Below are 6166 nucleotides of genomic sequence, written 5' to 3' on the forward strand. Positions count from 1 at the left end.
TTAATGGATGTTAAAGGATTTAAATTATGAACCGTACAGCAATGGGTTGGACAGCAGCAATTTTCATCGGTCTTTTATGGGGTATTCCATGGATCGTCGGTACACCGATTCTTAAAGTGATGGATGCTCAAGTCTTGGTTTGGGCCCGATATACAATCGCATTTCTAACATTAGCGATTATTTTAAATGTAGGTATTGCTACTGGAAAGCTAGAAAAGAAAAAAGATTTCAAACTCAATTGGGAAAATCGCCACGATATCATTTGGTCGGCAGCTTGTGGCATTATCGGCCAAGGCGCTTTTAGTTTTCTATCCTTCCTATCTCTGGATTACATTACAGCATCAGAAAATGGCGTTATTCAAGGCCTGATCCCAATCCTAATTCTAACAGTTGGTTTTTTCCGCCATAATGCACGTTTTACAACACTTCAGATGGTCGCAGCAGTCGGAGCATTTGTTGGTGTAGCTATCTTGGTAATGGATCCAAAATCAGAAACAAATGGCTTTAATATTGGTCACTTAATCTGTTTTGGTAGCGCAGCAAGCTTTGCAACTATGGCTTATGCTCGTGCAGAACTTGCAGAGAAATACGGTTCTGTAGCGACCATGTTCCATCAATTTATTTTCGCTTCTATTGGCTTTGGTTTGTACCTTGTATTTACAGGCGCCGATTTAAGTTCTGCCCTAGGTATCTTTAGTTCTCCACTTCGTATTCTGTGTATCACTATATTAGGCGTTGGTATCTCTGGTATTAGTTACTTAATCTATATCTACGCAATGGAACGTGTTGGTGTTGATGGCACTGGTATGGCACTCAACCTAATGCCTCTTTCTTCCTTTGTTCTTGCTGTCTTTGCTCTAGGTGAATCGGTTACACCGATGCGTCTACTTGCCATTGCCGTGGTAATCGTATCAATGATGATGTTCATGAAATTTGGTAACGACAAAGCAAAAGAAACAGAAAAGCAAAAATCATCAGCAACAGAACTTACTACACAAAAAGCATAAACAAGAAATTAGCGCAGCTAGAATATATAGCTGCGCTCTTGCACTACTGAGGTAACACACATGACCATTAAAAATATCGTAACTGAATGGCGTCACCATATTCATAAACACCCTGAGTTTGGTTTTGAAGAAGAGATGACCTCAGCGTTTGTTGCACAAAAATTAGAAGAGTTTGGATTAGAAGTTCATAAAAATATCGGCAAAACAGGTGTTGTGGGTATTTTAAAATGTGGTAATAGTGAACGTTCTATTGGTCTTCGAGCAGATATGGATGCACTTCATATCTGTGAAAAAAACACCTTTGCTCATGCCTCTGTTCATGATGGTGTAATGCATGCTTGTGGTCACGATGGCCATACGGCAATGTTATTAGGCGCTGCTTACCAATTATCTCAAAGTAAAAATTTTGATGGTACTGTGTATTTTATTTTCCAGCCAGGTGAAGAGCACGGGGTTGGAGCAAAAGCAATGATCGCTGACGGCCTATTTACTCGCTGGAATATTGATGCCGTATATGCCATGCACAATTTACCAGGGATTCCTGAAGGTCATTTCGTTACTCGCCCTCATTCTATTATGGCAAGCGAAAGTAGCTTTGAAATTGAAGTGATCGCAACAGGTGGACATGCTGCAATGCCTCATATGGGTACCGATCCTATTGTAGTTGGCTCACAAATCGTATTAGCACTACAAACCATTGTTTCTCGTCATTTAAGTGCCATTGATGAAACAGCGGTTATCTCAGTTACCGAATTTGCAACAAATGGAACCGTCAACGTTATTCCATCTCGAGTGACCATTAAAGGCGATACACGCAGCTTTACAGACCAAGCACTACACAAAATAGAAAAAGCAATTGAGCGTATTGTAGCAGGACAATGTATGGCTGCTGGAGTTGATTATAAATACAACTTCAATAATAGCTTTTTATCAACGATCAACACGCCGGAAGAAACAGATCATGCAGTAAAAGCGGCCCTTACGGTTGCAGGTGAAGATAAAGTAAACGGTAGTTGTCAGCCATTTACCATCAGTGAAGATTTCTCATTCATGCTACGCGAAGCAAAAGGTTGTTACATCTTAGTCGGTAATGGTGTTGGGGAGTGTGGCGGTACCGCTCTGCATAATCCACATTATGACTTTAACGATAATATCTTAATGTCGGGCGTTAATTTCTGGCAAACACTGGTTGAACAGCAACTAAACCAGTAACCCCCTATCGATATAACATCTTATAGCATATTCAAAAAGGCTCATCATTATCAATCTGATGGGCCTTTTCATTTCAATTATCCTATTCTACCCGTAAATATCTAATCGACGGTGACGAAGATTGGTCACAGAACCTTCTCGGTTTAGGGATTTCAATTTATCTAAATCCACATCAGCAAAAATGATCATTTCAGTATTAGGACTGGCTTCGGTGATCACCGCATCATGTGGGAAGTATATATCTGATGGTGAAAATACGGCAGATTGCGCATATTGAATATCCACATTATCAACTCGTGGTAAATTGCCTACACTGCCACCAATCGCGACATAACACTCATTTTCGATAGCACGAGCTTGAGCACAAATTCGAACTCGTAAGTAGCCATTTTTCGTATCAGTCCAAAACGGCACAAACAGAATTTGAACACCCTGCTCTGCCAGTATTCGACCCAATTCTGGGAACTCAACATCGTAACAGATCAAGATGCCCACTTTGCCAGCATCAGTTTCAAACACCTCAACTTTATTACCACCATCAATTACCCAATCTTTCTGTTCATGCGGGGTAATATGCACTTTACATTGTTCATCAATTTTACCATCACGATGCAACAGATAAGCGATATTATAAAGATGTTCACCATCAACGACAGGCATACTACCCGCAATAATATTGATGTTATAGGTTACCGCTAATTGGGAAAATCGATTTTTGATCTCTTCACTAAACTGTGCAAGATAACGCACGGCTTCAACTGAGGTTTGATCCTTTTTTAATCCCATAAGGGGGGCACTAAAAAACTCAGGGAAAAGAGCAAAATCAGCTTGATAATTAGACAATGAGGAAACAAAAAACTCAGCCTGATCCAATAAATCATCCAGTGATAACATGGCTCTCATTTGCCATTGAACAACACCTAACCTCACCACTGTTTTTTCAACATCATGAATCGATTCGACTTCATCCTCATAGAAAAAGTTGTTCCACTCAAGCAAGGTAGCATAACCTTGAGAGCTGTCATCTTCAGGCAAATAGCGTTTCATAATACGCTTAACATCAAAACCATTTGCCAATTGGAACGACAAAATAGGATCATGAAGTTGGCGACGCTTTACCTGTTCAATATATTCTACCACCGACATTTCATGCGCCACTTTTTTATAACCTGGGATGCGGCCACCAGCCAAAATAGCCTTTAAATTATGGCTAAAACACATTTCACGTCGAGCTTCATACAGACGTCGACCTAAACGCAGTCCTCGGTAGTCGGGGTGAACAAATACATCTAATCCGTAGAGCGCATCGCCATTGCCGTTATGCTGCACCACATTATGTTCATTAATAATTTCATCATACGTATGGCTTGAAGAAAAACGGTTATAGTCCACTTTAATCGTAAGCGCCGCACCTATAATTTTACCATTATCTTCAATACAAACCTGTCCATCAGGAAATTGATGGATAAGATCCATAATTGTCATACGCGGCCAAGCACCACCCACATCATGAAAAACTAAGTCCATTAACTCGGCAATTTGTGGGTAATCTTTGGCTTCAATTACACGTAGATTCAATAAAGTCTCTGAGCGTTCCATCCTGCAGCATCCTTTCCTTTTCGTATTTATCGTTAAGCACTCTCTGCATAAAACACTTAACGATAAAAACGGCTCAAGTTCTCTTAAGCCGTTTTATTATTCCATTTAAATTCTAATCATAGCTGACAATCACTTAAACGGTTTGCTCTTGTGTTTCCGCTAGTATTTTTTGCTTCATAATGTCGTTAAATGCTACTCGTGCTTCTTGAGCTTGTTCTGAGGCTGCTAATTTAGCATCTTTAGCACTCATCGCGGCATCAGTTAGTTGCTCAAGTTCGTCATGCATTTCTTGTGGTAAATCACCCAGTTCATAACCAGAATCACCGCGAGATAATGCCTCTGCGCGCATTTTTTTCTTCAGTTTCCAAATCGCATTGAGCGCTTCACGTTCAGCATCAGCCGCTTCAATCGCTGCATCTCGTAATTGCTCAAATTTCGCTAACGCCATGCCTTCTTTGGACCATGGATCGACATCAGGCAACTCTTCAATATTAATGGTTGGATCTTCGTATCCTTCTTGATGCGATAAGTCGAGAGTTGCCGCTTTCACCGCAGAGACCATCAACATCACCGCAATAACTAACAGCGGAAGACCTCCGACAATGGCTGCCGTTTGCAGAGTAGATAATCCCCCCATAAAGAGTAAAACAGAAGGCATGAACGACAACGCAAACGCCCAGAATAATCGGTTCCAGCGCATCGGCTCTTCAGTCACATTATTTTGCACAACAGAAGCCAAAATGTATGAGATCGAGTCGAAAGTTGTCGCAGTAAAGATTAAACACAACACAGTAAAGGCCGCAATAACGAATGTGCTAAATGGCAGTTGCTCTAAAATAGAGAAGATCGCTTTTGTTGCGCCTTCTGCATTTAAAATTCCAACAACATCCAAAGCCCCAGAAAGTTGCAGTGATAAACCGTAGTTTCCTAAAATCATAAAGAATAGGAAACAGCCCATAGAACCAAAGAAGATAGAACCAGTAACCATCTGCTTAATCGTGCGCCCACGTGAAATACGAGCGACAAACAGACCCATACTTGGAGCAAAAACTAGCCACCACGCCCAATAGAAAATAGTCCAATCTTGAGGGAAATGGGTATCAGCAAATGAACCATAACCACCAAACGGTTCTGCCCATGTTGCCATTACAAAGAAATTAGAAAGCATACGGCCTAATGAATCGAGACCAGTTTCTAGCATAAAGATAGTTGGACCACAGATCAGGATAAAGGCCAATAACCCTAACGCGCCCCAAAAGTTAATATTACTGAGTAATTTGATGCCTTTTTCCATTCCCGCATAAGCAGAGTAAGCAAAAATTGCAGTACAAACCAGCAGTACAACAACTTGAGTTTCAGTTGTTTTTGGCACACCAAATAGATAGTTAACACCTTCAGTAATCAACGGTGCAGCAAGACCTAATGTTGTGGCACCACCACCTAATAGACCAAAGATAAAAAGAACATCAACTAGTTTACCGACCCAACCATGGCTACGAGCTTCACCAATAACAGGCATCAGAGCCGCCGATACTTTTAAAACAGGTTGTTTACGAACATAAAAGAAGTAAGCAATCGGCAATGCAGGCACTAAGTAAATTGACCATGCAATCGGTCCCCAGTGAAAAATACCATACGTCGCAGCCCAACGAACGGCCTCTTCACTTCCAGGTTCTAACTGAAACGGTGGACTTTGATAGTAATAAGCCCATTCAATCGCCCCCCAATATAAAATACTGGCACCAATACCACCACAAAATAACATGGCAGCCCAAGATGCTGTTTTAAATTCTGGCGCTTCATCTGGATCCCCTAATTTAATCTGACCAATATCAGAAAAAACGATATAGATCATAAAAAAGAATGCAGCAACGCCAAGTCCCAAATATAAAAAACCTAATTTATCGGTCATAAATGATTTAGCAATTGCTATCCATTCAGCACCTTCTTTAGGAAAAAGTAATAGCGGAACAACAGTTGATATTAATAAACCTAAAGCCCCGAAAAAGGTGGGACGGTCAATCAGTTGGAAGTTAAGTTTGCGAGCAATCACTTGAGTCTCCTTACTACACGCACTCCAAAGTTAACTCGATAATGTAAATTTAACTCATTGATAACAAGTTAATTTTTTAATCATAACAACAAGATATTTTAATTTTAAAATGTGATAAAACAACAAAATTCCAATATAGAATTATTTCTAATTACTCAATGCCAATTTGCTAATTATTTATATATAAATTGCTTTATTCAGTTAATTTTATAATCAATTACACAATAATTTATGAAATGAAAATGTAAAAATAAAAGTGAATTTGATTATACTTCAAAAAATATCATTATTTCGT

The 6166-nt window shown here is 39.8% G+C and carries 4 protein-coding genes; 2 read left to right on the top strand and 2 right to left on the bottom strand.

Annotation, left to right across the window (positions count from 1 at the left end; genetic code table 11):
- Nucleotides 1-26 precede the first annotated feature (26 nt).
- Together CTN07_RS17875 and CTN07_RS17880 are read left to right on the top strand one after the other, a co-directional pair.
- The gene (locus CTN07_RS17875; protein WP_005304192.1) at nucleotides 27-1007 is read left to right on the top strand and encodes a DMT family transporter; all 981 of its coding nucleotides are present in this window, start codon (nucleotides 27-29) and stop codon (nucleotides 1005-1007) included.
- 60 nt (nucleotides 1008-1067) lie between these two features.
- Nucleotides 1068-2219, top strand: coding sequence for a M20 aminoacylase family protein (locus CTN07_RS17880; protein ID WP_005304189.1), 1152 nt, complete (start codon nucleotides 1068-1070; stop codon nucleotides 2217-2219).
- Nucleotides 2220-2306: 87 nt separating this feature from the next.
- On the opposite strand, the gene CTN07_RS17885 is transcribed toward CTN07_RS17880, so the two are convergent.
- Complete coding sequence (locus CTN07_RS17885; protein WP_005304186.1) at nucleotides 2307-3818, bottom strand: bifunctional GNAT family N-acetyltransferase/carbon-nitrogen hydrolase family protein; 1512 nt, start codon at nucleotides 3816-3818, stop codon at nucleotides 2307-2309.
- Between the two features lie 133 nt (nucleotides 3819-3951).
- Nucleotides 3952-5871 (bottom strand): BCCT family transporter, encoded by a 1920-nt coding sequence (locus CTN07_RS17890; RefSeq protein ID WP_005304183.1) that lies wholly within the window; start codon nucleotides 5869-5871, stop codon nucleotides 3952-3954.
- Between the last annotated feature and the right edge of the window lie 295 nt (nucleotides 5872-6166).

It is taken from the genome of Photobacterium damselae, assembly GCF_003026815.1.
Lineage (GTDB): Bacteria > Pseudomonadota > Gammaproteobacteria > Enterobacterales > Vibrionaceae > Photobacterium > Photobacterium damselae.